The 25,915-nt window shown below is 54.9% G+C and carries 19 protein-coding genes, 6 tRNA genes and 1 pseudogene; 15 read left to right on the top strand and 11 right to left on the bottom strand.

Translation table 11 applies throughout. The annotated features are described in order from the left end of the window. Window positions 1–57 precede the first annotated feature (57 nt). On the top strand, window positions 58–1,062 hold the full coding sequence (locus A3850_RS06125; protein ID WP_068214996.1) for a rhomboid family intramembrane serine protease: 1,005 nt from the start codon (window positions 58–60) through the stop codon (window positions 1,060–1,062). Window positions 1,063–1,077: 15 nt separating this feature from the next. After that, window positions 1,078–2,115, top strand: coding sequence for an endonuclease/exonuclease/phosphatase family protein (locus tag A3850_RS06120; RefSeq protein WP_068214995.1), 1,038 nt, complete (start codon window positions 1,078–1,080; stop codon window positions 2,113–2,115). Window positions 2,116–2,835: 720 nt separating this feature from the next. On the opposite strand, the gene lpdA is transcribed toward A3850_RS06120, so the two are convergent. Together lpdA and A3850_RS06110 are read right to left on the bottom strand one after the other, a co-directional pair. Further along, the gene (gene lpdA / locus A3850_RS06115; RefSeq protein WP_068214994.1) at window positions 2,836–4,239 is read right to left on the bottom strand and encodes a dihydrolipoyl dehydrogenase; all 1,404 of its coding nucleotides are present in this window, start codon (window positions 4,237–4,239) and stop codon (window positions 2,836–2,838) included. A gap of 446 nt (window positions 4,240–4,685) precedes the next feature. Continuing rightward, window positions 4,686–6,800: a carboxy terminal-processing peptidase gene (locus A3850_RS06110; RefSeq protein ID WP_068214993.1), complete on the bottom strand. Its 2,115-nt coding sequence runs from the start codon at window positions 6,798–6,800 to the stop codon at window positions 4,686–4,688. A gap of 360 nt (window positions 6,801–7,160) precedes the next feature. Between A3850_RS06110 and A3850_RS06105 the strand changes: the two genes are divergently transcribed. From A3850_RS06105 to fdhD, 3 genes are all read left to right on the top strand, one after another. Continuing rightward, complete coding sequence (locus A3850_RS06105) at window positions 7,161–8,411, top strand: HD domain-containing protein (protein ID WP_068214992.1); 1,251 nt, start codon at window positions 7,161–7,163, stop codon at window positions 8,409–8,411. 150 nt (window positions 8,412–8,561) lie between these two features. After that, the gene (locus tag A3850_RS06100) at window positions 8,562–9,290 is read left to right on the top strand and encodes a hypothetical protein (RefSeq protein ID WP_068214991.1); all 729 of its coding nucleotides are present in this window, start codon (window positions 8,562–8,564) and stop codon (window positions 9,288–9,290) included. Further along, window positions 9,290–10,126 carry a formate dehydrogenase accessory sulfurtransferase FdhD gene (gene fdhD / locus A3850_RS06095; protein WP_068214990.1) on the top strand — a complete coding sequence of 279 codons (837 nt, stop codon included), beginning with the start codon at window positions 9,290–9,292 and terminating at the stop codon, window positions 10,124–10,126. The genes A3850_RS06100 and fdhD overlap by 1 nt, the downstream gene beginning before the upstream one ends. Window positions 10,127–10,141: 15 nt before the next feature. Here fdhD and mqnC read toward each other — a convergent pair whose 3' ends face one another. The 8 genes and pseudogenes from mqnC to A3850_RS20130 all read right to left on the bottom strand — a co-directional run bounded on the left by mqnC (window position 10,142) and on the right by A3850_RS20130 (window position 13,379). Then, a complete protein-coding gene (mqnC, locus tag A3850_RS06090) occupies window positions 10,142–11,284 on the bottom strand; it encodes a cyclic dehypoxanthinyl futalosine synthase (protein WP_068214989.1) in 1,143 nt (380 codons plus the stop codon). A gap of 186 nt (window positions 11,285–11,470) precedes the next feature. Beyond that, on the bottom strand, window positions 11,471–12,298 hold the full coding sequence (locus tag A3850_RS06085; protein WP_068214988.1) for a hypothetical protein: 828 nt from the start codon (window positions 12,296–12,298) through the stop codon (window positions 11,471–11,473). A 314-nt stretch (window positions 12,299–12,612) separates the two neighbouring features. Next, a tRNA-Lys gene (locus A3850_RS06080) sits at window positions 12,613–12,685 on the bottom strand. A gap of 98 nt (window positions 12,686–12,783) precedes the next feature. Next, window positions 12,784–12,855 (bottom strand) — tRNA-Asp (locus A3850_RS20135). An 8-nt stretch (window positions 12,856–12,863) separates the two neighbouring features. Next, window positions 12,864–12,936 (bottom strand) — tRNA-Phe (locus tag A3850_RS06075). 80 nt (window positions 12,937–13,016) lie between these two features. Further along, a tRNA-Glu gene (locus tag A3850_RS06070) sits at window positions 13,017–13,091 on the bottom strand. Window positions 13,092–13,101: 10 nt separating this feature from the next. Further along, window positions 13,102–13,173: transfer RNA gene (locus A3850_RS06065), tRNA-Gln, on the bottom strand. Between the two features lie 89 nt (window positions 13,174–13,262). Continuing rightward, window positions 13,263–13,379, bottom strand: a pseudogene (locus A3850_RS20130). 606 nt (window positions 13,380–13,985) lie between these two features. Between A3850_RS20130 and A3850_RS06060 the strand changes: the two are divergent. The 10 genes from A3850_RS06060 (at window position 13,986) to A3850_RS06015 (ending at window position 24,407) form a co-directional block, all read left to right on the top strand. Beyond that, window positions 13,986–14,058, top strand: a tRNA-Phe gene (locus A3850_RS06060). Between the two features lie 243 nt (window positions 14,059–14,301). Further along, on the top strand, window positions 14,302–15,165 hold the full coding sequence (gene hisG / locus A3850_RS06055; protein WP_068214987.1) for an ATP phosphoribosyltransferase: 864 nt from the start codon (window positions 14,302–14,304) through the stop codon (window positions 15,163–15,165). Between the two features lie 26 nt (window positions 15,166–15,191). Continuing rightward, window positions 15,192–16,472: a histidinol dehydrogenase gene (gene hisD, locus A3850_RS06050; RefSeq protein ID WP_068214986.1), complete on the top strand. Its 1,281-nt coding sequence runs from the start codon at window positions 15,192–15,194 to the stop codon at window positions 16,470–16,472. Between the two features lie 43 nt (window positions 16,473–16,515). Then, entirely contained in the window at window positions 16,516–16,797 is a 282-nt protein-coding gene (locus tag A3850_RS06045) for a hypothetical protein (protein WP_068214985.1), read from the top strand. Further along, on the top strand, window positions 16,776–17,123 hold the full coding sequence (locus A3850_RS06040) for a type II toxin-antitoxin system RelE/ParE family toxin (RefSeq protein WP_068214984.1): 348 nt from the start codon (window positions 16,776–16,778) through the stop codon (window positions 17,121–17,123). The genes A3850_RS06045 and A3850_RS06040 overlap by 22 nt, the downstream gene beginning before the upstream one ends. Before the next feature lie 148 nt (window positions 17,124–17,271). Further along, window positions 17,272–18,342, top strand: coding sequence for a histidinol-phosphate transaminase (gene hisC, locus A3850_RS06035; protein ID WP_068214983.1), 1,071 nt, complete (start codon window positions 17,272–17,274; stop codon window positions 18,340–18,342). Window positions 18,343–18,445: 103 nt separating this feature from the next. Further along, entirely contained in the window at window positions 18,446–19,816 is a 1,371-nt protein-coding gene (locus tag A3850_RS06030) for an ATP-binding protein (protein ID WP_068214982.1), read from the top strand. 75 nt (window positions 19,817–19,891) lie between these two features. Then, window positions 19,892–21,028 (top strand): bifunctional histidinol-phosphatase/imidazoleglycerol-phosphate dehydratase HisB, encoded by a 1,137-nt coding sequence (gene hisB / locus A3850_RS06025; protein WP_068214981.1) that lies wholly within the window; start codon window positions 19,892–19,894, stop codon window positions 21,026–21,028. A 98-nt stretch (window positions 21,029–21,126) separates the two neighbouring features. Continuing rightward, on the top strand, window positions 21,127–21,723 hold the full coding sequence (gene hisH, locus A3850_RS06020; RefSeq protein ID WP_068214980.1) for an imidazole glycerol phosphate synthase subunit HisH: 597 nt from the start codon (window positions 21,127–21,129) through the stop codon (window positions 21,721–21,723). Between the two features lie 1,274 nt (window positions 21,724–22,997). Next, window positions 22,998–24,407, top strand: coding sequence for a c-type cytochrome (locus A3850_RS06015; RefSeq protein ID WP_068214979.1), 1,410 nt, complete (start codon window positions 22,998–23,000; stop codon window positions 24,405–24,407). A gap of 495 nt (window positions 24,408–24,902) precedes the next feature. Here A3850_RS06015 and A3850_RS06010 read toward each other — a convergent pair whose 3' ends face one another. Then, complete coding sequence (locus A3850_RS06010; RefSeq protein WP_068219470.1) at window positions 24,903–25,865, bottom strand: ThuA domain-containing protein; 963 nt, start codon at window positions 25,863–25,865, stop codon at window positions 24,903–24,905. Between the last annotated feature and the right edge of the window lie 50 nt (window positions 25,866–25,915).

The following is a 25,915-nucleotide window of genomic DNA, read 5'->3' as shown; positions in this document are numbered from 1 at the left end:
GGCACACACAACTATTCCCGGTTAAATCGTTTTTTCAATAGCGCATCCAACCCGCTCATGCTACAATCCATCTGGGACGACGTCCGCCGCGAATTCAACTTTGGCAATATGGTCAACAAGATCATCATTGTCAACGTCGCCGTGTGGATCGTGGTGGCACTGACGGGGGTGGTCTTCAACATCATCAATGGCTTTAGTGAGTCGCCCATCTTCGAGCAAGTACTCCGCTTCCTGGCGGTGACCTACGACCCGTGGCATCTCTTGACGCACCCGTGGACGCTCATTACCCACATGTTCCTACACGTGAGTTTCTTCCACATCCTGTGGAATATGCTCTTCCTCCTGTGGTTCGGCCGCATTATGGGGGATTTGTACGGAGACTGTCGCATCCTACCGCTCTACCTGGCCGGTGGATTGTTTGCTTTTCTGTTCTCCTTTGCCGTGATCTACCCTACCTCCCTGAAGGATGGTATTTCCGTTGCCTACGGTGCGAGCGGAGCAGTCTCCTGTATCCTGACGGCGATTGGCGTCCTTTCCCCCGAGTACAGTATCCGCCTGATGTTTCTGGGTAACGTGCGACTCAAGTACATCGTCATCGTAACGATCCTGATCCAGGTTCTGAGCCTGGGGACGCTCGATAACATCGGAGGTACGATTGACCACATCGGTGGCATCATCTTTGGTATCCTCTTTGCCGTCCAACTGCGGAAAGGGCGCGACATCACCGAACCGGTTGCCAATGCAATCTCCTGGGTGGAGCGCACCTGGGATCGCCTCCTTACCCCTTCCTCCGATCATAAAAAGAAAGGCCCCCGCTCCGCTTCACGGGGTGGCCGTTCCGTCAAGGAAACAACGCCAAAGACGCGCCCCAGCTTTATGCGGAAGGCGGGTGGTGAGGCTAAGAAGTCCGGCCATTCTTCCCGGTCTTCCACGACCTACGAGGAGCCCGAACTTTCCCACCAGGAGCAGCTCGACGCTATTCTGGATAAGATCAAGGAGCGGGGTTACAATAGCCTTTCGAAGGAGGAAAAGGACTTTCTTTTCCGCGCTTCCAACCAGTAATTTTAAGCCACCACCTTGTTCCGCTTCCTCTTTCACTTGCTGGGTTACGGCACGGCCTTCCTCGCTGGATGCGGATTGCTGGCACGATTCATTCCGCCGGATCAACTCTGGCCCCCCGCCATCATTGCTTTGATGCTACCGGTGTTGCTGTTGTTTACCCTTATTTATGCGGGGATACTTGTCTACCGCAAGGATTGGCGCAAATTGGTTTTTCCACTGGTAATTTTAGTGTTTGCCCTCCCCCTGGTACCCCAACTCTTTTCTTTTGGTGGTGGAACCAAGTCAGCTAAAGGCGAGCCCACCATCAGGGTCCTCACGACTAATGTGCGATTGTTCCGGAATGACGCCTGGAAAAAAATCAGTGCGGACCGGAGCCTCTCCTTCGCCAAGTCTTATGACCCCGACGTGCTGATGGTCCAGGAGTCTTCCCGCTTCGCGAATACGAAGGCGGAACGGTCTTACATAAAGCAGCACCTTGGCCTCGGAGACTACTATCAACCAACGGGGAAAACGGCCGTGACCTTTGCGTCGGGCCTGAAGAAAATTTCCAGCCACTATACCCCCAAGGCCTACAACGGATTTACCGTGGTGGATGTGGATACGGAACTGGGGAAAGTCCGGGTGATAAACGCCCACCTGCAGTCCAACCAAATTTCCAAACTCGCCGACCGGATCGGTAACGATAAAGACCTGGACCAAACTGTAAATCGCGCCAAGTCCATGCTCCGCAGCTACGCCACAGCGGCCGCGAAGAGGGCCCAACAAGCGGAAGAAATCCAGGCCATCGTCAACGCCAGCCCGCACCCCGTCATTCTGGGCGGCGATTTTAATGACGTCCCTTCCTCCTATACCTACCGCAAAGCTCTCTCGCCCCGCCTACGGGATGCCTGGGCGGAAGCGGGAACGGGGCTCGGCACGACGTTCACCGGCCCGATCCCCTGGCTAAGGATTGATTACCTGATGGTGGATACAGCGTTCACCATTCACTCCGTAGAGCGGGTGGAGACGGGGTATTCGGACCACCGGGGCTTGGGAGTGGTGCTGGGACTTTAGACGTTAGATTTTGGATTTTAGACAGGATACCTGAGGCCTCTGGAGATTATCCGTCCAGCAACCGTGGTAGTGGTTTCCCGGTAGAAAAGCGTTGAGGATTTCAGACGTTAGATCTTAGATTTTAGACGGGATATCTGAGGCCTCTGGAGATTATCCGTCCAGCAACCGTGGTAGTGGTTTCCCGGTAGAAAAGCGTTGAGGATTTCAGACGTTAGATCTTAGATTTTAGACGGGATATCTGAGGCCTCTGGAGATTATCCGTCCCTTGCAGGTGGTAGTGATTTCTCGGCGGGAAAGCGTGAAGAAATCTGCACTGTTTGAGCACGCACAAGTTTAAAGAAATAGCCCACCATATTATGCAATCAAAAGGCTAAGGCGCAGCGAACAAAGCGATTGGCGAGTTGGCAGATTTTAGCTTTCCCGCCGAGAAATCACTACCACCTGCAAAGGACAAAGCTTTTGCTTCTTTTGGCTACAAAAGAAGTGACAGAGCGGAATTGGGACTATATCTCCGGCTAAAAGTCGAGAGTTAATTGAAAGAGGGATTTCGATCTGATCATCTTAACACCGAGCTACGTCGAAAATGGCTACCAGCATCGTAGAATATTGAGTGCAGGAGACATCTTTCATCTCAGTAGAATGGGCCACCTAACGGTGTGCCATCGCTACGTAAGCCGGCCCTTCGGGACGGGTTGTCGGTACCGCCGGAGGCCCCAACCCTTATACGTGAAGTGCCCGATCTCCAGTAGCCGCCAACGCCGCTTCCTTAAAGGCTTCCGTATACGTAGGGTGGGCGTGGCTCATCCGCGCCGCATCCTCCGCGCTCGCCCGGAACTCCATCAGCGCAACGGCTTCCGCGATCATATCCGCCGTACGGGGGCCGACCATGTGGACGCCCAGGATCTCATCAGTCTCCGCGTGGGCGATGACCTTTACCATACCCTCAATGTCCATACTGGCGCGGGCGCGGCCGAGTGCTTTGAACGGGAACTTACCCGCTTTGTAGGGGATACCTTCCGCTTTGATCTCTTCTTCCGTCTTACCAACAGCAGCCACTTCGGGCCAGGTGTAGACGACGCCGGGGATGAGGTTGTAATCTACGTGCGGCTTCTGACCAGCGATGGTTTCGACGGCAAACACACCTTCCTCCTCTGCCTTATGCGCGAGCATGGCGCCGCGAACGACGTCACCAATCGCGTAGATGTGAGGAACGTTGGTTTCCAGGTGATCACCAACGGCGATACGGCCCCGTTCGTCGACGTTGACGCCGGCTTTGTCCAAGCCTAAGTTGTCCGTGTAGGGGCGGCGGCCAATGGCGATGAGGCAGTAGTCTGCGTCGATGGTTTTGGCATCGCCGCCTGCTTTAGGTTCAAACGTGACTTTAGCGCCGGTATCGTTACCCTGCACGTCCGTCACTTTATGCTTGAGGTGGAATTTCACGCCCGTTTTCTTGAGCGCACGCATGAGTTCCTTGGAGCAGTCCTTGTCCATGGTGGGGATGATTCGATCCTGAAATTCCACCACTTCCACTTCGGTACCGAGGCGGGCGTAGACGCTGCCCAACTCAAGGCCGATAACGCCACCGCCGACGATGACCATGTTCTTGGGTACTTCCTGAATGTTGAGCGCCTCCGTAGAGGTGATTACCCGTTTCTTATCGTAGTTCATCATGGCCGGCGTGATGGGCTTGGAGCCGGTGGCAATAATGAAGTGTTTGGAGGTGAGCGTCTGGTCGTCCCCCTCGTTCATGGCCACCTTGACTTCGTTAGGCCCGGAAAAAGTGCCGTGGCCGTAGTAAACGTCCACATTGTTCTTCTTCATCAGGAACTGTACCCCCTTGACGGTTTGGCTCACGACGTCATTCTTACGGTTGATCATCTGCGGCATGTCGATGCCCAGATTTTCAATCTTGATCCCGTGCTCCGCAAATTTCTCGTGGGCAGCGTGGTAGTGCTCCGAGCTATCCAGCAACGCCTTGGAAGGAATGCAACCTACGTTAAGGCAGGTGCCGCCGAGGGCGTTGTACCGTTCGATAATGGCCGTCTTCATGCCAAGCTGTCCGGCACGGATGGCCGCTACGTAACCGCCGGGGCCACTACCGATAATGATGAGATCGTATTGCATTTCCAATTGATTTTTTGGTTGGTCTGGCCCTTGGTTCGGAGAGATTTAAAGTCAGCTGTTGCTGATCAGGAAGCCCGATAAGTACGCCTATTAAAACACGTCCGGTAAAGCTTGGGTTGACCACTCAACCCGCTTTTACCACCGGGGCCGCAAAGGTAACACGCCGGGGGAAACGCTGGCAGCCAGGTAACGAGGATTACTCCGAAAATGCTAAAAGGCCTGACTGCAGTGCAGTCAGGCCTTTTAGCGTAAATTATGTTGTTGAATGATTCATCGTCTTTAATGAAATAGACCACCCGAGGCAGTAGAATGGGCCACCTGACGGTGTGCCATCGCTACGCAAGCCGGCCCTTCGGGACGGGCAGATGCGTAGCGCCGTAGGCCTCCCCAGCCTCTTCAACTCCTGCAAAATTTTGAAAAATCCGGAGCACAAAGAGCGAGCAGTTCTACTTCGCCAACTCCTGCATATCAGCCAGGATATTAATCGCCTCCTGAATGTAAACATCCTTACTGACGCTCTCCTTAAACTCTTCGTTACGGGCCGTCTTGCTCTCATCCTGTAGGATGGGCTCAAGGTCCACTACGAGGTTAAGGACTCCGGGGTTAACGACGTCGTCGAACAAATCGTCGTACATCTCCGCCTCCGACTTATTAGCGCGAATGAGGTTCTGGTAATCACTCAGGGCGAGGGGGTAGGTGTTGCGATCGCTTTGCTTCTTCACCCGCTCCGCATTCTGCTTAATGCGTTGGAAGGTGTTGTTGCTGTTTACCCGGCTGTTGGAGCGGGCGGCGAGTTCGTCCATAAAGTCGATCGTGTACACGTTCTGCTCGTACTCGGCGGGGTCGATGCTCGTCCACGCGAGGGGGGCGTGCTGCTGGCGCTCACCCGTTTCGAGGAGAGAGCGGCTGTCCGGCAAAATGATGTCGGGCACTACGCCACGTAGTTGGGTGGAGCCACCGTTGATGCGGTAAAACTTCTGCATCGTCAGTTTCACGGAGCCGAGTGGCTTTACGTCACTGCGGCCGGGAATGGTACGGTCGAGGTCAATGAAGCGCTGAACCGTCCCCTTACCAAAGGTACTGGGGCTGCCTACGATTACGGCGCGGTTGTAATCCTGCAAAGCAGCGGCGAGGATCTCACTGGCGGAGGCGGAGTACTGATTGACGAGGACGACCAGTGGGCCATCGTACACCACGCTGGGGTCCTTGTCGGAAAGCACTTCCTTCTCCTTTCCGCGGCCGGCCACCTGTACGACGGGGCCTTCGGGAATAAAGAATCCGGACATGTCCACCACGTCACGTAGGGAACCGCCACCATTATTTCTGAGGTCGAGGATGATACCATCCACGTTCTGCTCCTTCAGCTTTTCGAGCTCTACCTTAATGTCCTTTGCGGAGAAACGGCCATCCTTATTCTGGAAGTCAGCGTAGAAGCTGGGCAGGTTAATGTAGCCTACCTTTTCCCCTTCAGCGCGACCGGGAACCACGAGGGAGCGGGCGAAACTATCGTCGATCACCACCACGTCACGGACGATGGAAATCTCCTGGATGGCGCCGTCTGGCTTCTGTACTTTCAGGATCACCGTAGTGCCCTTCTTGCCGCGGATGTAGGTGACGACGTCCTCCACCACCATATCCTTAATGTCCACGATGGTATCCTGATCGCCCTGGCGGACGGACATAATGAGGTCGTCCACCTCCAATTCTCCACCCTTCCAGGCGGGGCCACCGACCACGAGGCTGGTGACGCGGGTGTAGCTATCCTTGGTTTGCAGGGTAGCACCGATGCCTTCCAGGCGGCCAGAGAAACGGATGTCGAAACTCTCCTTATCCTTCGGACGGTAGTAGCTCGTGTGGGGGTCGAACATGGAAGTGAGCGCATTCAGGTACTGGCTGCGCTTGATGGAAAGTTTGCCGGTGCGCATCCGCTCCGTCCACTTTTGGTAGCGTTCGAGGGTCTTTTCGCGCATGGTTACCTCCAACTCTTCGGGGGTAGGTTTGACGAGCAGGCTGTCATTCTTCGCATTCTCCTCCAGTTTATTGGTGATCTGGTTGAGGATATCCCGCTTCAGGTATTCCTCCCAGTACTGGCGAAGTTGTTGGTCGTTCTTGGTCCATTCTGAATCATCCTCGTTGCGGAGAGTGATGTTACCACCGCGCTCGAGGGCGAAAGGCTCACTCAGGATTTCCGTGTAGATCTTTTCCGTTTTGTCAACGGCGGCGTCCATGTGCTTCTGGACGAGCTCGAAGAACTCGTAGGAACCGGCATTGATCTGATCGTCAATAGCCAGGCGTTGCCCTTCAAAAGCTTTGATGTCTTGCTGCGTAAAGAAGAGGCGGTTGCCATCCACGTCGTCCAGGTAAAAATCGTAGGCACGTTTACTCAGTTCGTCGTCAATCTGCAGCGGCTGGTAGTGGAACCGGGCAAGGTTGCGCATCATCGTTTGGATGATCACCGAATCCTTATCTCCGGGGGGGAAGGGTTCGGGAGTATAAGCTGCGTAGAAGATGCCGGTTACGAAGAGGAGGGCCGCAAATAGCAGGGTGCCGCGAAATTTCATAGTGGTGTTGTTTGCCCTTGGGATTACAATTGCTAACGCAAGAACTAACCCGATTATTCGGTGGGTCAGCGCAAGGAACAAATTTAAGCCAGCAGGCACCGGACGTACAACCACATTAAATGTTGCTTGCCGGCATTGTCAGACGTATAAATGATTGGACCAAAGGAAGGGTTGTGTCCGGCCGCCACCGATCCGGGCATTAACGTCAAATTAACGGATTGGCGAAGACTCATGATGTACGGATAGGCAAGCCCTTTGGAAAACATCCCTGCCCGCCAAACGTCTACCTTTTATATAGAGCAACCACGACACCCTCAATAGATTTAGGGGCCACTTACTGATTCAAAGCCGTTTACACCCATGGAGAAAACCCATAAGATCCTCAACGATCCCGTCTACGGCTTCGTCAGTATCCCCTACGGCATCCTCTTTGATTTGGTGGAGCACCCCTACTTTCAGCGCCTGCGGAGCATCAAGCAGGTGAGCCTGACCCACTACGTATATCCGGGGGCACTACACACTCGCTTTCACCACGCATTGGGCGCCCTTCACCTGATGACGCTGGCCATCGATAGCCTCAAGCGCAAGGGCGTCAAGATCAACAAGCGAGAGGCGGAGGCGGCCAAGATCGCCATTCTTCTCCACGATATTGGCCACGGACCTTTCTCCCACACCCTGGAGAACACGCTCATCAAGGCGCACCACGAAGATCTTTCCCTGCTTTTCATGGAGCGCCTCAACGATGAGTTCGACGGCAAGCTCGATCTAGCCATCAAGATCTTTCGGGGCAAGTACAAGAAGCACTTCCTCCACCAACTCGTTACCGGCCAACTCGATATGGACCGGATGGACTACCTCAACCGCGACAGCTTCTTCACCGGTGTTGCGGAAGGCGTAATTGGCTATGACCGCATTATTAAGATGCTCAACGTCGCGGATGGCCGCCTCGTCGTAGAAGAGAAGGGCGTCTATTCCGTCGAACGATTCCTCACCAGCCGCCGGATTATGTACTGGCAGGTCTACCTCCACAAAACCGTCGTCTCAGCGGAACAAATGCTCAAGCTCGTCCTACGGCGCGCCCGGGAACTGTATGACGCTGGCACGCCCGTATGGTCGCCACCCACGCTGGAATACTTCCTCAGCAACAAGATCACCGGTGAAGATTTCCACAATCGTCGCAACGAACTGCTCGACTGCTTCGCGGAGCTCGACGATACGGACATTTCCTCCGCCGTCAAGGCTTGGTGCAAGCATCCGGACGCCTTGCTCTCCTACCTCAGCTACGGCCTGGTACACCGCCGCCTTTTTCGGCTGGAATTTTCCGACAAACCCTTCCCCGAAGGTTACATCCGTCGCGTCCGTGAGGCACTGGCGAATAATCGTGACCTCCCCCGTGGGGCCGAAAAGTTCCTCATCATCGGTGAGGAATCTAACAGCGCGTACACCATTCACAAGGATGAGATCATGGTCCTGAAGAAGGACGGCTCCGTTACCCCCATGTCCCAGGCTTCCACCTTCGGCATCGCGCCGCGCACCTTCACCAAGCACTTCCTTTGCTACCCAAAAGAGATCAGCGCGGAACTTGATCGGGGCGCTGACGCAGGTGCGTAGCAATGGGAACCGGCACCTCCGGCGTCAGGGATGGACCCCATTCACTGAAAGGTATGCTAAGCGCCCGGACCAGCCCGCCAAGAGACTGCTGAATCGGACCAGCCCGAAAGAATTCGTATATTTTTGCTGTTAACCCAACACCCTCAAACCATGCGTACGCTTCTCTTCCTTATCTGTATCTGCCTCACTTTTTCACTTGCCGCTCAAGAAAAGGAGAACCTTGATCTCCGTGAAGAAGTCCGCCCCAACAGCCGGGCAACGAACGATATGTTCAACCGCCAGGATGCCTCCGCCGCACTGCAATCCGGTGGCACCTTCTACGCCAGTGCCCCGCCCGCCACGCTGGAACTCACCCCGGAAACTGCCTACCTCCGCCCCGAATGGGAAGAGCTCGTCATTCGGACGACCACTAACGAAACGGCCACCGTTCAGGGCCGGTACCGGCTGATCGACCAGAAATTTGAGATCAAGGACGGTGAGGATATTTACGAGATCTACACAACCATGGTCCGCGAGGCGCAATTGGGAGACGACTACTTCGTCGTCCAATCCGAAGGGGCGGAGATGGTCATCTACCAGGTTCTCTACCGGGATACCGATAACCAGGTCCTCATCAAGCATACGGCCGAGTGGCAGGACCCACCCCAAAAAAATATGTTCGACACCAGCGAGGCCGTCCGTAAGCTCAAAAAGCGGCAAATCACCTACCTGGCTAGCAACGGGAGGTTGATCCGGGCCGATAAGAAGAAGGACGTCCTCGCTGCACTGGACCTCGGTCAAAACCAGGCTGCCTACGCCTACTTTAAAAAGAACCGCCTCAACCCGAAGGATGAGCAGGACCTGATTCAACTCCTTACCTACATAAACTCCCCCCGTTAATGGCTTCCCTGCCGATGCGAATCCATCGGTTTCGGGGTCCGGTCCGGCAGAAAGTGGACGACCATTTAGCCGTAGAATCCCCCTTGCAAATCCAATTACAAGGCACCCGCGGCAGCGCCCCTAAAAGCGTAGCGATCACGATGCGCACGCCGGGGCAGGACCATGACCTGGCACTGGGCTTTCTGTTCTCCGAAGGCATTCTGAGCGAGCCCGCCGAAGTGGTGAGCGTGGCGCACCGAGATGCAAAGAGCGAGTCCGGACGGAACACCATAGTCGTGAAAACTGCCCCGGGAGTTATCATCGATTGGCAGCGACTCGAACGGCACGGCTACACGACGAGTAGCTGTGGCGTGTGCGGCAAAACCTCCCTCGAACAGGTGCACGCGGCGCTACCTTTTCCGGAAACGTTGTTAAAGTGGCAGCTAGACGCAGCGGTAATCTCGACCGCCCCGGACGTACTACGTGAAGCCCAAAAAAGCTTTGCGCGCACGGGTGGGATTCACGGTGTGGGACTATTCAGTTTAACAGGCGAACTCTTGCACCACGCCGAGGACGTAGGCCGCCATAACGCGATGGATAAAGTACTCGGGTGGGCGTTTCGAGAAGCGCGCTTACCCCTGGAAGATCATTTCGTAGTCCTAAGCGGGCGGGCCAGTTTTGAGCTCGTGCAGAAGGCGGCCATGGCGGGAATCCGTTGCGTGGTAGCCGTAGGTGCTCCTTCCAGTTTAGCCGTCGAATTAGCGGAAGACCAGTCGATGACGCTCTGTGGATTTGTGAAGCCGGGGGGATTCAACTGTTACTGCGGCTCGGAAAGAATTACGGAAAATACAGGATAAGCAGGTGTCCGAAAATCAATCCACCAACAACGCCTCCCGGTCCAACTCCTGCTGCTGCATGTGCTCCGGCAGATCACGGTATTCGTACTGCTGGGTGCGGAGTTGGGGGCGGAAACCGGCTTCGCGGATGGCCTCCTGAATGCCATCGGCCGTGAAGCGCCAGCGGGCGCCGGCGGCGGAAACAACGTTCTCTTCGATCATGATGGAACCGAAATCATTGGCCCCGGAATGAAGGCAAATCTGGGCGACCTGCTTACCGACCGTCAACCAACTCGCCTGGATGTTGGTGACGTTGGGCAGCATGATGCGGCTCAGAGCGATCATGCGGATGTACTCGTCACCCGTCACCGAATTGCGGGCGCGTTTGATCTTTTTGAGGATGGTATCCTCATCCTGGAACGGCCAGGGGATAAAGGCCAGGAAACCCTTGGCGTGGTCCGGCTTTTCGGCCTGGACGGCGCGCATCCGCACAAGGTGGTCCATGCGCTCCCAGTTGGTTTCGATGTGGCCGAACATCATTGTTGCAGAGGTGGTGATGTCGAGCTGGTGGGCGGCGCGCATGACGTCGAGCCACTCCTCCCCGCCACACTTGCCTTTACTGATGAGCCTCCGGACGCGGTCGCTGAGAATCTCTGCGCCGGCTCCGGGCAGGCTATCGAGACCGGATTCTTTCAGGGCTTTGAGCACGTCGTAGTGGCTCATGCCTTCCAATTTGGCGATGTGAGCGATCTCCGGCGGGCCTAGGGCGTGGAGTTTCAGGCGGGGGTAGAGAGCCTTGAGTTCCGAGAAGAGGTTAGTGTAAAATTCCAGCCCGAGGTCGGGGTGGTGGCCGCCTTGCAGCAGTAACTGTTCACCACCGAGGGCGAAGGTTTCCTCGATCTTGGGTTTGTATTCTTCGATGGTGGTCGTGTAGGCCTCTTCGTGGCCGGGCCGGCGGTAGAAATTGCAGAACTTACAGTTGGCGATACAGACGTTGGTCGTGTTGGAATTCCGATCGATGATCCACGTCACGTCGTTGGCGGGCACGGCCTGAAAACGCAGCTGGTTGGCGACGTACATGAGTTCGGAAGTGTCCGCGTTTTCGAGCAGCCACACGCCTTCATCGGCGGTGAGCCATTCTTTACGCAGTGCTTTTTCCAGTAGATCGGCGGTATTCATAGCTAGATATTGAAGCAATAGAACAAGCCATAACAGTAGTGGTTGCCCTTACTTTCATTTTTTTCTGAAAGTTAGTCTGATGTTCTCTTGTGGCGCTTCAACTGATTACGGGACGAGTTAGCCGCGTTGCTGCTTGCGGCCGTGGGCGCTGCCGCAGGTGCCGGGTTTGGGACGGGAGGATTCAACCTAAACCAGGATGACCTTTCGCGTAACCAAGTCTTCCACCGCCGTAAAAATGGCAGGCTCCAGGCGAGCAAAAGCGGCTCCGTGGGTGTGGTAAAGGACATTGGTGATGGCCGGGAGATCCAATTCGTCCAACCCAACGAACTCCTTAAGCGCCTCTTCACTGAATTGCGTGATGGATTCAATCTGCGGGTAATTCAGTGCATGATCTGTCATGGCAGTACGCAGCTGGGGTTCCAGGTAAAAAAGGGCGCGAGTATATTCGTACAGGCCCAGGTGAAGGTATTTCTGCGGTTCCACGGCGGAGCGCAGGAAGTAATTGAGCGTCCAAATAATGGCGCCGTCCGGCTCGTGCAATTCGCTGGTGTGGAGCTTATCAATGAGTGGCGTCGGAAAGGCGTGGCGGTAGAAGATGATGGTATCAAAGTGGTCCAGTAAGAACTCCTTTCGGTAGTAGGTAACCGTTGCGGCGGAGGCCGCGACCATGATCCGAACGTCCTCCGGGAACTCCTCGATGGCCTGACCGTGCAGGTGGGTCGCCTCCTTCAGCAGAAAGGTGCGGCGGCGAAATTCCCGCTTCCCGGCGAGGTCGAGGGACCGGTAGAGGTCAAAACGGTTCAGCAAAGCCGCCAATTCGGTGGGCAGGTCCGGCGGATTGCGTTGCCACCACCACCACATGATCTGAGGAGCCAGGGTGTAGGCCCCCGCCGCGGCGATGGCCGGGAGAATCATGAGTGCGGAGTAAGGCGGTCCATCCGTAGCCAGGGTAAGGAGGATGCCCATAGCGATGAGGCAGGCGCAGGTTAGGTAGATGGCTTTTAGGGGGTTCATGCGGAGACCATAACGGGGAGGAGGTTGGGTGGGTTTATTTGATTGGCGATTTGCTTCGCAGTACTTCGTGCTCTCGAAAAGTGAGGACTGATTGGCTGTTGCAGTCGCTTCGCTCCGCTACCGCTATTAACGATAGACGATAGCTGATAGACGATACTTGATAGACGATTGGCTGCCGCCTTGAAGGATATGCGATATTTGATTCTCGATATGCGATTGGCTGCCGCTGAATCAGTCGCTTTGCTCCGCTACCGCTGTTAGAGGTACTACCGTACATCCATCAACAGCTGACCATCCTTATGGCCAGAAAAGTGTTCCCCGTGTTGGGATCGAACCAACGACTCGCGCATTAAAAGTGCGCTGCTCTACCAACTGAGCTAACGAGGAATGGTGATTTGATTGACTGTAACTGATATTTTGGAGAGTCATGGTAATTCAGTCCTCACATATCACATATCACATGTCACATATCAAATATCTCTAAGCGGTCCCACGGGGAATCGAACCCCGATCTGCGGATAGACAATCCGCCATACTCTCCGTTGTACGATGAGACCATTATAGGTGGCTAGACCAGGACTTGAACCTGGGACGCGCTACGCTTCAAGCAACCGCTCTACCAACTGAGCTACCTAGCCAATGGGTGCATAATGGGATTCAAACCCACAACAACTGGAATCACAATCCAGCCCCCCTCTCAGCAGGGGCCTATGCACAGTACTCCGGACGGGGCTTGAACCCGCAATCTCCACAGTGAAAGTGTGGTGCCTTATTCCAATTTGGCTACCGGAGCAAAAAAAACGCAGACCCGCAAGGAATTGAACCTCAACTACCTGGACCAAAACCAGGGGTACTAGCCGTTATACGACGGGTCCGTAAAGGGAGGGAGTAAGCCAAGCATCGAACTTGTCCTGACCCGCACCAACCGCGCGAGCACCCCGGCCAGTGGGGTATACTTACTGAGTTGGGATAGCAGGAGTCGACCACGAAGTAGCAGCGCAGCTAACCCGCCACCTCCGGCTGAGCTTCGCTGCTACTGCGTGGTCGTATCCCGGTGTTCTTCCAGATGAACTATATCCCAGTTTGGTAGCGTGAGGAGTTCGTGGATCACCCTGAATGAGAACCGCCCCGCTATCAATGGTTGAATAGCGAGGCGGCTCGAACAGCTCTACCCAAACGGGCAGCCTATTTCATGCTTCGCTAATGATCGTGGTGGCGCTCCTGACGCTGCTTATCTTGAAGTTGAAACATGGTGATGAACTTTGTAATTGAGGTTGAGGGTTAGCCGCTGCATTCTTCGCCGTCAGCTACCCGGTTTCGGAAGGTCAAATGGGTTGGAGAGAGTGATAAGTTGCGGGCAACGCAAAAAAAGTTCAAACGTTTCTACCACCTGAAGATCAGACCGTCACCCACGGTGGATAGCTTTACACGGCTCAATGGCAAAATAAATTTGGAAGCCCTACTTGCAGGTTGAAAAATACCGCCGTAGTTTTGCATCGCTTTAGCAGGAATGCCTGTTGTGTGAGCACGTGCTACTTTAGTTATTACTTTAAGGTCTTAATTTAAGGTTGCCAGTTTTTGGAGATTTTTGCGTTTTCGAAGGAAGCGCGAAATGTGACGCAGGAGCAGATTGTGCTTCCTTCGGAAAACCAAAAGCGAAAATGTCTAAAAACTAGACATCATACCCGGTGCGGTAGCTCAGTTGGTAGAGCAATGGACTGAAAATCCATGTGTCGGCGGTTCGATTCCGCCCCACACCACTTTAAGGGAGGTTTGCCCCACGCAGACCACATATTACGATCAACCCATTTATGATCTACGCCATCCATCATCACCGTGCTATTAACCCTTGCCATACCGGCGAGTAGTAGTTAGGTGGGTGGATTTTAAATCCCGCAAATTATTCTCAAGGTCCGTTGGCAAGTAGCCGGCGGACCTTTCTTGTTTTCCCCAGCGACCTTGGCAATTGCCCGTTTTACCCGATCAACCAACGTAACTTATTTATGTCTACCCCGAAACTCAGAATTGCCGTCCAGAAATCAGGCCGCCTGCTCGATCAATCCATTCAACTCCTGAAAGAGTGCGGCATCCGCATCGATAACGGCCGCGGCCAACTCAAGGCTACCGCCCGCAACTTCCCGGTAGAGGTATTATACCTGCGCAATAGTGATATTCCTCAATACATTCAGGACGGAGTGGCCGACATCGGCATCATCGGAGAGAACACGGTCATTGAAAAGGACAAGCAAGTTACCATCGTCCAGCACTTGGGCTTTTCCAAGTGCCGGCTCAGTTTGGCGACGCCGAAGGGAACCGATTACACTGGTCCCAAAAGCCTTAACGGCAAACGGATCGCGACGAGTTACCCCGTCAGCCTCCGACAGTACCTCGAGCGGGAAGGGATTTCGGCGGACATCCACGAGATATCCGGTTCCGTAGAAATTGCCCCCAACATCGGTCTGGCCGACGCGATCTGCGACCTCGTTTCCACCGGGTCTACCCTCTTCAAAAATGGATTGGAGGAGCAGGACGTGATCCTTACCTCCGAGGCTGTGATTGCCGCCAGCCCCAAGATTGACGGGGAGCGACAGGCCATCCTCGATCAGTTACTGTTCCGCGTGAAGTCCGTGCTGGCCGCCAAGAACAAGAAATATTTGTTGATGAACGTCCCTACGGACAAGGTAGCTGCGGTCACAAACCTGCTGCCGGGCATGCGTTCCCCCACCGTTCTTCCGCTGGCGGAGGAGGGTTGGAGCAGCGTCCACACCGTCATCGCCGAAGACAAGTTTTGGGACATCATCGACCAACTTCGGACGACCGGAGCGGAGGGAATTTTGATCGTCCCCATCGATAAGATGATTCTTTAGTACCCATTTCTAATCCCTCGAGCCCGATGAAGATCTACGACAATCCGTCCCCCAGCGAATGGCCGGCCCTTACGCGGCGGCCCGCCAAGGACCTCTCCAACCTGCGCACCAGCGTCAGCGCCCTAATGCAGAACGTGCGGGAAAACGGGGATGCCGCCCTGCGGGAACTGACCGCTAAATTCGATGGCATTGAGCTGGATAGCATCCGGGTTGAGCAATCGATCATCGAAGCGGCAGGCGACCAACTGGCTCCAGAACTCCGCGCAGCTATTCAGCTCGCGAAGCAAAATATTGAGACTTTTCACCGGTCGCAACGCGCGTCCGCTACGGAGATCGAAACCATGCCCGGCGTCACTTGCTGGCGGGAATCTCGGGCCATTGGTAAGGTCGGTCTGTACATCCCGGGAGGCACGGCGCCGCTGTTTTCTACGGTGCTGATGCTCGCCGTGCCGGCCAACATTGCGGGTTGCGAAGAGATCGTCCTTTGCTCGCCCCCCAATCGGGAAAGCGGCGAGATCCACCCCGCGGTGCTCTACGCCGCCGGCCTCTGTGGCGTGACCAAGATCTTCCGCGTCGGCGGCGCCCAGGCAATCGCGGCGATGGCGTTCGGCACGGAATCCGTCCCGGCCGTCTACAAATTATTCGGCCCCGGAAATGCCTACGTGACCGTCGCCAAACAACTCGCCCAACTGGACGGCCTGGCCATCGATATGCCCGCTGGCCCCAGCGAAGTACTAGTTTGCGCGGACGCAGGTGCCGACAAAAAGGCGGTAGCGGCGGACCTACTCGCCCAGGCCGAACACGGAGCGGACAGCCAGGTCGTACTCGTCGTAGCCAGTACCGAGCAGGCCAAAGCGGTGGGGGAAGAAGTGCAACGACAACTGGCCAAGCTGCCCAGAAAAGACATGGCGGGAAAGAGTATTGACAACAGCCTTACCGTCGTACTGGCGGATCAGCAGGCGCAATTGGACTACATCAACCTGTACGCACCGGAACACCTCATCCTGAGTATGGAAGCCCCACGGGATTTCGCCGCCGGCATCGAGAACGCTGGATCGATCTTCCTCGGCTACCACACCCCCGAATCCGTGGGCGACTACGCCTCGGGCACGAACCACACCCTGCCGACCTACGGTTACGCACGGAATTATAGCGGCGTAAGCCTAGATAGTTTCGTGAAAAAAATCACCTTCCAGGAGTTGACGCGGGCCGGCCTGGAAGCCCTTGGCCCCGCCGTCGTGACGATGGCGGTTGCGGAGGAATTAGCGGGCCACGGCCGGGCAGTAACGGTGCGGTTGGAGAACTAAGCGGCGGTAAAAAACCGTTACCTTAGGCAAACTAAAATGATTGATGATGGGCCATTTTGAACTACTGGGAGGTATTGTGCACGACTTGCAACGCCTTGATAGTGAACGTCTTCTCGAAGTGAGAAGAAAACTTGATGAAATGATTGAGAACACGTTGGACGCTGCCCCAAGTCATTTGAAGGCTAATGACGAATTGAGCGATGGCGATGCAATGGCCGCTGAACTTTTGCGTAGAGAACAACGGGAGAGTACTGAAAGTGCTCCGGGAAGACCTGCATCAGTAGTGCACGAAAAAGTTTCCAAGTGGCTGGCGAGTACCAAGTAATTTATGTCTCGGATGCTGAGAACGACCTCGATGCGATACTGGTATTCTTGTCAAATACCTACGGTAAACGAACGGCGGAGGTATTCTATAGTAAGGTTGCTGATGCAGTAGCTACTATTGCTAATTATCCATTATCCAGGCCTGTTTACTTGCCCGAGAGAGAAGACCTCGGGCAGCGGTTTCGATTCATCTTCGTCACCAAATCATATCGGCTCGTTTATAAAGTAATTGAGGAACAGCAGCTAGTCAAGATATACAGTATTAGCCACCACGCAATTGACTCAGAAACTATAATCGGCAACGTTATTAAGGTTGAAGAAGAATGATTCGCACCATATCCCTCGGTCAGGTTTGCCATAGCATCTACGAGCAACTAGGCCAACCAGAAATGTTCGCCAAAGTATTAGTCGATAAAGGAAAGTGAGCAGCCACCACCGCTACATCACTTTTCCTTTATCTACAACCACTTACGTCATGATCGACCTTACTACCCCCACTACCATCAACTGGACGCCGCAGAAGATTGCTGCCCTCGTCCGCCCCAACCTGCTTGATCTCAAAGCTTACTCCAGCGCCCGCTCCGAGTTTAAAGGCGTCGCCGAAGTACTGTTGGATGCCAACGAAAGCCCCTGGGAAACCGGGCGCAATCGTTACCCGGATCCCAATTCAACGGCCCTGCGGGAAGCCTTCGGCAAGATCCGCAACTTCAACCCCGACCAAATCGTCTGGGGGAACGGCTCCGATGAGTTGGTCGATCAGATCACGCGCATCTTTTGCAACCCGGGGGAGGCCGTCCACGCCCTGCCCCCCACTTTTGGGATGTATAAGGTAGCGGCGGGCATCGCCGGCGCTGAATTCCGGGCGACTACCCTGACGAAAGACTTCACCATTCCCGTCGACGAACTGAAGGCCAGCTGGGATGACAAGAGCAAAATCCTCTGGCTCTGCAGCCCAAACAACCCGAGTGGCAACGCCATCGACGGAGAGGTGCTGGAGGACCTCATCCGCTCCTTCCCCGGCATCGTGGTGCTGGACGAAGCCTACATCGATTTCGTCCCCGAACTCAGTTTCGTTCCGCGCTTGGCCGAATTCCCCAACCTCATCATCACCCAGACGCTGAGCAAGGGTTGGGGGATGGCCGGTATCCGGTGTGGCGCGGCCTTTGCCTCGCCCTTCATCATCGGGATGCTGAATACCATCAAGATGCCCTACAACATCAACGTGTTGACCACCGGCGTTGCGCTGGAAGCCCTCAGCCAACCGGCCGCCATGCAGGAAAAGGTCGACACCCTGATTGCGGAGCGAAAACGACTGGAAAGAGCCCTATGGGAGTTGGAAATCGTGAACCACGTGTTCCCATCCGTCACGAACTTCTTGCTCGTCCGCTTCAAGGACTCCGCGAAGGTTTACCAGGCTTTGCTGGACCAGGGGATCGTCGTTCGCAATCAGGCTTACCAGCCGAATGCGGAGAATTGCCTGCGGATAACGGCTGGTTTGGTGGAGGAGAATGATCGGTTGTTAGGGGCGTTGAAAAATATACAGTAGGTGCAACTTGTAGCAGCTACAATATGTAGCTGCTACAAGTAAATAATATACACTAGAAGCAATATACACCTGATGTAAGTTACACCTAGTGTATATTTACGTAATGGAATCACTTTTTCACAATCGGTTTGACGAGCAAAGAGCGCTTCAGGCCCTCGGAAGCCGGGGTAAACAAGACTTAGCCGTTGTTTTTGGTCGCCGACGTTGTGGGAAGAGTACCCTCATCCAACGGGTATTGAATGGCGATGGGGTTTACTACTTGGCCACTAAAGGCTCAGGCGCGCTGCAGCGTAAAGCACTTGCACGGCAGCTGGAAGGAAAATTCCCCGGATTTTCGCGGTCCAACTTTGTTGATTGGTTCGATTTCTTTGAAGCCTTGGTAGAGCGTTCAACGCAAACATTCACCTTATGCCTGGATGAATTCCCCTATCTCGTAAAAGAAGATGAATCACTACCGGGTCTGCTGCAAAACTTGATTGATACGAAGCGGATGCCGTTCAATTTGATCTTATGTGGATCATCCCAACAAATGATGAGTGGACTACTTACTGGAACAGCGCCATTGTACGGTAGAGCAGACGAAATCATGAAGATTCGCCCACTAACCCCAGGATGGATAACTGATCACTTCCAAGCTAGCTCAGCTGAAGAATGCATCACTGAATATGCCGTTTGGGGAGGTGTACCTCGCTACTGGGAGTTGCGAAGCATATACCCGAACCTTGAAGCTGCGGTAAAAAAGTTGCTACTCGGTAAGATTGCGCTTCTTTATGATGAACCGGAACGCATTCTTTTAGATGATATTCGAGACCTGCCCCAACCCATTGCCATTTTGCAAGTGGTTGCAAACGGCGCGCATCGTCTGAGTGAGATTGCCGCACGCTTACAGCGTACTGCTGCCGACTTAAACCGGCCGATGAATAGGCTCATCAAATTGGGCTACGTCAAGCGGGAGAGCCCTTTTGGAGCACACCCCCGTAAGAGCAAGTCGGTCCTCTATAAAGTAGATGATTCATTCATTCGCTTTTACTACCGATTCATCGCGCCTAGTGCATCAGAAATAGAAAACAACCTTCCCGATCTTGTTTGGGAGCGTATTGCCAAAAATCTACCCCAATTTGTAGGGCCTGCGTGGGAAGATTTGTGCAGACGATCCATAATAAGAGGCGCCCTGAATGGCGAATACTGGTTAGATGCCAAAAGGTGGTGGGGAAATACGCGAAAACTAGGCAAAATTGAAATCGATGTCGTAGCGCGTAATAAAAGCAGTGGTCAACTCATCGTCGCCGAATGCAAATGGTCCCACGTCACCAACGAGGCTAAGTTGCGGGAGGAGCTCCTGGCCAAAGCCCGCGCCCTGCCCTTTTACGACGGCGAAGAGATCATCACCGTGATCGCCGCCAAGTCGTTTGCGGATGAACCGTCGGGGCTGGTCCTTACGCCGTCCGAAGTGCTTCCCGCACTCAGGTATTAATCCTAATTTCGCGGCTCCCTCCCCATCACCCTGCACCTGCGGCAGCGCCCAGAAAATACTTCTGAAGACCCCCAAATGAAAAAAATCCTCTTCCTAGACCGCGACGGCACCCTCATCCTCGAACCCGAGGATTACCAGGTGGACCACATCAACAAGCTCAACTTCTACCCCGGCGTCTTCCGCTGGTTGGGGCGCATTGTGCGGGAACTGGACTATGACCTCGTGATGGTCACCAACCAGGATGGATTGGGTACGGACAGCTACCCCGAGACTAACTTCTGGCCCACCCACAACGCGATGTTGCGGGCGCTGGAGGCAGAAGGGATCACTTTTACCGAGCAAATTATTGACCGGACGTTTGCGGCTGATAACCAACCGACCCGCAAACCCGGGACGGGCCTCGTCCAACACTACCTGAGGGGAAATTTCGACCTCGCCAACAGCTACGTGGTGGGGGACCGGCTGACGGACATCCAACTCGCCAAAAATATGGGCGCGAAGGGCATCTGGATTGCCACCGACCCCGAACTCGGCGTGGAAGAACTTGACGCTGACCAACTCGAAGGCCTCACCGAAACCATCGCCCTGCGGACGACCGATTGGGAAGAGATCTACCGCCTCCTCCGCCTCGAGTCCCGTACCGCAGCGGTAACGCGGACCACCAAAGAGACCGACATCCAAATTGAATTGGACCTGGACGGCACTGGTAAAACCGACATGGATACCGGCCTCGGCTTCTTCGACCATATGCTCGACCAATTGGGCCGCCACTCCGGTTGCGACCTGGCCGTCAAAGTAAAAGGTGACCTCCACATCGACGAGCACCACACGATTGAAGACACCGCCATTGCCCTCGGGGAAGCCTTTGCCGCCGCCCTCGGCGACAAGCTGGGCATCGAACGTTACGGCTTCAATTTAGTGATGGACGAAGCCACCGTAGACGTTCGCCTCGACTTCGGCGGCCGCCCCTGGCTCGTCTGGGATTGCGACTACAAACGCGAAAAGATCGGCGATATGCCCACGGAAATGTTCCACCATTTCTTCAAATCCTTTAGCGACGGCGCGAAGTGTAACCTGGCCATCAAGGCGAGAGGGAAGAACGAGCACCACATCATTGAAGCTACGTTCAAAGCCCTGGCAAAATCCATCAAGGCCGCCAAGCGGAGGGACGTAGATAATATGAGGTTACCTTCAACAAAAGGAATGCTATAGGGTACAGAAAAGTGGAGATCCAATAACCCAAGCTACGATTTAGGGCGAGCACTAAAATTTTCAATTCTACATTTCCAATTCCCAAATTATAAATTCCAATGATCGCCGTAATCGACTACAATGCCGGAAACATCCGCTCTGTCCTCTACGCCCTGGAACGTATTGGCGTCGAGCACGTCCTGACGAGTGATCATGATGTCATCCGGGCAGCCGACAAGGTCATCTTTCCTGGAGTCGGTGCGGCGAAGAGCACGATGGCCCACCTCAACGAAACGGGGCTGAGTGATTTGATTCGGTCCCTCAAACAGCCCGTGTTTGGCATCTGTGTGGGGATGCAACTCCTCTGTAGCCACAGCGAGGAGGGGGATGTGGACTGTATTGGGATATTCCCCGAGCGCGTGCGGAAATTCACCCCTTCTCCCACCGAAAAGGTACCCCATATGGGTTGGAACAACGTTACCCTCACCGATCGGAACGATTGGGTCAGCGATGAGGTGGATGGTGACTTTTGCTACTACGTTCATAGCTACTACGTAGAGCCCGGCCCCGATACCGTGGCGACGACCCACTACTGCGGCCACGATTTTGCCGCGATGATGCAGCGGGATAATTTCTACGCCGCCCAGTTTCACCCGGAGAAATCTGCCCGGGTGGGGGAGCGGATCATTCGGGATTTTTTGGCGGTGGCGGGGTGAGGGGTGCCTCCGGCGGTTGCTGGGGAGTAAGAGGAGGTTTTGGAGAAACTGAGGGATTTCCTGGGTTTTAAGTTTCTGCGGCTCGTTGCTTTTTCGCAGGAGTTGGGGAGGTTGGGGAGGCCTGCGGCGCTTGCTTGCGTGGGATTTGTTCGCAGGAGAAATAGAGTTCAAGAGAACCAGAGAGCTACTACGGCGCTGCCGGTCATCCCGTCCCGAAGGGCCGGCTTGCGTAGCGATGGCACACCGTCAGGTGGCCCATTCTACTACCTGGTCGCATTTGGCAGACTGCGGCACTATTTTCGCAGGAGTTGGAGAGGTTGGGGAGGCCCGCGGCGCTTTTTTGCGTGGGATTTGTTCGCAGGAGAAATAGAGTTCAAGAGAACCAGAGAGCTACTACGGCGCTGCCGGTCATCCCGTCCCGAAGGGCCGGCTTGCGTAGCGATGGCACACCGTCAGGTGGCCCATTCTACTACCTGGTCGCATTTGGCAGACTGCGGCACTATTTTCGCAGGAGCCGGAGAGGTTGGGGAGGCCTGCGGCGCTTGCTTGCGTGGGGTTTGTTCGCAGGAGAAATCGAGTTCAAGAGAACCAGAGAGCTACTACGGCGCTGCCGGTCATCCCGTCCCGAAGGGCCGGCTTGCGTAGCGATGGCACACCGTCAGGTGGCCCATTCTACTACCTGGTCGCATTTGGCAGACTGCGGCACTATTTTCGCAGGAGCCGGAGAGGTTGGGGAGGCCTGCGGCGCTTGCTTGCGTGGGATTTTGTTCGCAGGAGAAATCGAGATTGAGAGAACTAGAGGCCTGCAGCGCTACGTGACTGCCCGTCCCGAAGGGCCGGCCTGCGTAGCGATGGCACACCGGCAGGTGGCCCATTCTACTTGATGGCCTCCGGCGTTTGCCAGAAAGGAAAAGGAGGAAATGGAGAAACTGAGGTATTTCCTGGGTTTTAAGTTGCTGTGGCTCGTCGTTCTTTCGCAGGAGCCGGAGAGCTTGGGGAGGCCTGCGGCGCTGAGTACCAGCGCATCTGATCCTGCATGCCAACAACCGTTGGTTCGCTGTTAAGCGCCCAAGCCTCCATTTCTCCTATTCTCTACCTCTCCTGCGAAACCCTTTTTGCGCAGCAAAACAAAAGCGCCGCAGGCCTCTTCCACTCCCCAACCTCCTCAACTCCTGCGAAATAGGTGATCATCAAACAATTAAAAGAACTTTGCCATTCAAAGTGAACCCTTTTCCACCCCACTCCTTTCACTCCTACACCATCCCGAAAACTGAGTGCGTAAAATATTCATCTTCACCAGCCTGCTACTCTTCGTAGCCTGTAACGCCTACCGGCCCATCGCCGAGGTAGCTAACGTCGGCAGCGACGTTTGGAAAACTAGGGTGTTGCCCGCTAGCCCGCAGGACATTAGTGGTGACCCGGAAGCTGGCTTCGATTACCTGATCCACGGCGACTACATCGGTAGTGGGGTACCCATCGACATCATGCGCTCCGCAGCCAAACGGATGACGAAAGAGGACCCTTACGCCCGCAACAAACTCAACGAAGGTATCCCCTACAACATGACCGGTTTCGTAGCACCTAACGGCACCGAAGTGGCAAATGGCAATTGCTTTACCTGTCACGCCGGCCACATCGGGGAAGAACTCGTAATTGGGATGGGGGAGAGCTGGTCGGATTACGAAAAGAGCATGGTCCTCGGCGGCGTGGGAATGCGGACGGGGATGGCCCTTAAGTACAAAAAGGACGACCCGGAGTACAAGGCCTGGGAAGACTTCGGTAATTACTTCAAGGTGATGGCGCCCCGCATCAGCGTTACCCAACCCGGGGCTAACCCGGCCTTCCGCCTCGCCGAGGCCTGCATGATGCACCGCGATCCGGAAGACCTGACCTTCACCGAGGAACCCCAATTTGAGATGTGGGATTACAACATCGGCACCGATACGCCACCCCTTTGGCACGTCAAAAAGAAGAATACCCTTTATTACACAGGGATTGGCCGGGGAAGTATGCCCAAACTCCTCCTCCAGGCGAGCGTCCTAGGGGTGCCGGACAGTGCGCAGTCCCGCAAGTCCGTGGAGGCCTTTAAGGATGTGTACGCCTGGCTCCTCACCCTGGAAGCGCCCAAGTATCCCAAAGCCATTGATCAATCCCTCGCCGCCGCCGGGAAGCCGCTGTTCACGGAGCATTGCTCTGGCTGCCACGGCACTTACGGCGCTACTGATGCGGAGGATACCTACCCCAATAAAGTCGTCCACCTCGACGTCATCAAAACGGATCGGTTGTATTCGGACTATATCCAGCAGTCCGGTATCGTCGATTGGTACAATAAGAGTTGGTTTGCCACCTCGGAACCGAAGTCCGCCTTCGTTCCCAACGTAGGTTACGTGGCCCCGCCCCTGGACGGCGTTTGGGCCAGTGCGCCGTACTTCCACAATGGCTCGGTCCCCACCCTCTATGAAGTCCTACACTCAGACTCCCGCCCCGCCCGTTGGACGCGCTCCGGCGACCCCAAAGACGTAGACTGGAAAAAAATGGGCTGGGCCTACGACCCCGAACCCAAGAACAAAAAGTGGACCTTCGACACCTCGGAACCCGGCTACAGCAACGTTGGCCACTACTTCGGCGATAAACTCAGCGAGGAGGAACGTTGGGCGGTGGTGGAATACCTGAAGACGCTTTAGGCGCTCCGCGCATCTTTTCGCAAAGGAGATAAAGAAGGAAAAGACGAATGAGAAGTTGTCACAATGCACGCCTTCTCTATCGCCTTAATCACCTTAGACTTCTTTGCGAAACCACTGCACTAATTAATTTGGGCAGGCGCGCTGCGCGCTTTGTTTTGCAAAGGAGACAAAGAAGGCAGAGACGGATGAGAAGTTGTCACAATGCACGCCTTCTCTATCGCCTTAATCACCTTAAACTTCTTTACGAAACGATCCCACGAATTAATTTAGGTAGGTGCGCTGCGCGCGTTGTTTCGCAAAGAAGACAAACAAGGAAGAGACGGATGAGAAGTTGTCACAATGCACGCCTTCTCTATCGCCTTAATCACCTTAAACTTCTTTGCGACCCCGTAGGAGCAGCGTAGCTAAACTAGTTAATGAGGAAGCGTAGCGCCCCTCCTTTTACCTCTTATCCTCCCTTATCTCCTTGCAGAAAATAAGCCGCACCCAAATCCATCACTTCAAAAAGTCCGCCGGCTTCATCCCCTGCTTATACTTATCCCCGAATCCAGAATTATTCGGGTCGTAAGTCCCAACCAACTTCGCATCAAATCCCTCCGCCGGGATCTCCCGCTCCATCGCCCAGGCCATTCCGTTCAGGGCTAGCCGGCGCATGTTGTCGTTCTTCCAATCGTAGGGGTGGCCCAGGGTGGTGAAGAAAACCCGGGCGCCGTTGTAATCATTCGTCCAGGCTACCGGGTTCTCGAGGGGGTACTCCTCCAGTTTACCGGCGGCTTCTTGTTTGGAGCGCAGGCTTTTGCCCGTCAGGAGCCACTTGGTTTTGGGGTTGATCATCCATTCGCCGCCATTTACGTGGTAGAGCCAACTGTAGGCGTCAAAGGGTTCCACGCCGTTCAGGATCTCCGCGTTTTGGGGGTTTTCCACCAGGCTAACGGACGTCAGCGGGTCGTGGCCATCGTCAAAATGCCCGTGGTGGACGATCCATTGCTGGCCCCATACCGCCGTCGGCCAGTCATTGTTGAGGGGGAGGCGCTCGGTGTCGTCGTCATCGTACTTGAAGGTGTGGGTGCTCGTCCGGAAACCCACCATCGGTTTTCCGCTTTCGGCGAAATCCAGGATGTGTTGCGCTTGCCCCGCCGGCAATTTTCGCCACCGTAAAAAACATACCATCATGTCGGCCGAGTCCAGTGCTTCCAGCCCTTCGATGTGGTCGTTCCGGTTCGGGTCCACCACCCCGGCCGAATCCACCGCAAATAGCACCCGCGTCCGCGCCCCTAATTCGCGCTCGGCAAGCTTGGCCAACATCGGCATGGATTCTTCGGAGCGGTATTCCTCGTCTCCCGTCACGAATACGATATAGGGACGCTCGTCTGCTTCAGCGGGCGCTGCCGCGGGTGCCGGAGAATCGTTGCAAGCAAAAAGTAGGCAGAGCAACGCAAAGAACGACAGCAAACGCATAGCGGTTATTTTGATGATGAGGACCAAGCTCTACAAATGTGGTAAAAGGC

Source organism: Lewinella sp. 4G2, assembly GCF_001625015.1.
Taxonomy (GTDB): Bacteria; Bacteroidota; Bacteroidia; order Chitinophagales; family Saprospiraceae; genus Neolewinella.
Note: the sequence above shows the minus strand (reverse complement) of the source record. Positions and strands in the feature narration are given on the sequence as shown.

Excerpts from the sequence above, each read along its gene's own strand:
- hisG (WP_068214987.1), top strand. The coding sequence starts at position 14,302 with ATGTCTACCCCGAAACTCAGAATTGCCGTCCAGAAATCAGGCCGCCTG.
- hisB (WP_068214981.1), top strand. The coding sequence starts at position 19,892 with ATGAAAAAAATCCTCTTCCTAGACCGCGACGGCACCCTCATCCTCGAA.
- A3850_RS06030 (WP_068214982.1), top strand. The coding sequence starts at position 18,446 with ATGGAATCACTTTTTCACAATCGGTTTGACGAGCAAAGAGCGCTTCAG.
- hisD (WP_068214986.1), top strand. The coding sequence starts at position 15,192 with ATGAAGATCTACGACAATCCGTCCCCCAGCGAATGGCCGGCCCTTACG.
- lpdA (WP_068214994.1), bottom strand. The coding sequence starts at position 4,239 with ATGCAATACGATCTCATCATTATCGGTAGTGGCCCCGGCGGTTACGTA.
- hisC (WP_068214983.1), top strand. The coding sequence starts at position 17,272 with ATGATCGACCTTACTACCCCCACTACCATCAACTGGACGCCGCAGAAG.
- A3850_RS06125 (WP_068214996.1), top strand. The coding sequence starts at position 58 with ATGCTACAATCCATCTGGGACGACGTCCGCCGCGAATTCAACTTTGGC.
- fdhD (WP_068214990.1), top strand. The coding sequence starts at position 9,290 with ATGGCTTCCCTGCCGATGCGAATCCATCGGTTTCGGGGTCCGGTCCGG.
- mqnC (WP_068214989.1), bottom strand. The coding sequence starts at position 11,284 with ATGAATACCGCCGATCTACTGGAAAAAGCACTGCGTAAAGAATGGCTC.
- A3850_RS06110 (WP_068214993.1), bottom strand. The coding sequence starts at position 6,800 with ATGAAATTTCGCGGCACCCTGCTATTTGCGGCCCTCCTCTTCGTAACC.
- hisH (WP_068214980.1), top strand. The coding sequence starts at position 21,127 with ATGATCGCCGTAATCGACTACAATGCCGGAAACATCCGCTCTGTCCTC.
- A3850_RS06100 (WP_068214991.1), top strand. The coding sequence starts at position 8,562 with ATGCGTACGCTTCTCTTCCTTATCTGTATCTGCCTCACTTTTTCACTT.
- A3850_RS06010 (WP_068219470.1), bottom strand. The coding sequence starts at position 25,865 with ATGCGTTTGCTGTCGTTCTTTGCGTTGCTCTGCCTACTTTTTGCTTGC.
- A3850_RS06105 (WP_068214992.1), top strand. The coding sequence starts at position 7,161 with ATGGAGAAAACCCATAAGATCCTCAACGATCCCGTCTACGGCTTCGTC.
- A3850_RS06045 (WP_068214985.1), top strand. The coding sequence starts at position 16,516 with ATGATGGGCCATTTTGAACTACTGGGAGGTATTGTGCACGACTTGCAA.
- A3850_RS06085 (WP_068214988.1), bottom strand. The coding sequence starts at position 12,298 with ATGAACCCCCTAAAAGCCATCTACCTAACCTGCGCCTGCCTCATCGCT.